Here is a 344-nt window from a genome sequence, read left to right as displayed (position 1 = left end):
ATACGCTCGATCATCGCCTCACCTTCACCGACAGCCATATTCTGTGGCGGGACCATGAGAACGTCACCCTGCGCCTGCCGCTACCGGACCCCACGCTCCCCGTCTCCCGTAACCCGCTGGCCAGTGCCAGGGCCTGGTGTGATAACGCAGAGAATACTTTCGTACTGAGCGCGCCATCGCTGAATGGCTGGCTGATGCATGTGGTACGGTCTGCGGACAGCCCTCAGGGACGCGTGAGCGGATTTTCCTGCCAGCGTCAGCGCTGGCAGGTGGAATACGAAGGGGAATTACCCGTCAGGCTGGTCAGCACGGCGGGGATGCTGCTGCATCTGAACTACCGCGAA

At 61.6% G+C, this 344-nt stretch carries 1 protein-coding gene; it reads left to right on the top strand.

Going from position 1 to position 344, the window contains the following annotated elements; translation table 11 throughout:
* On the top strand, nt 1-344 hold a 344-nt coding region (locus tag KIF87_RS23065; protein ID WP_213330853.1), incomplete at both ends, for a hypothetical protein.

Origin of the sequence: Enterobacter sp. 120016 (assembly GCF_018383635.1) — a bacterium.
Lineage (GTDB): Bacteria > Pseudomonadota > Gammaproteobacteria > Enterobacterales > Enterobacteriaceae > Enterobacter > Enterobacter asburiae_D.
This window is presented reverse-complemented; position numbering and strand designations above follow the sequence as displayed.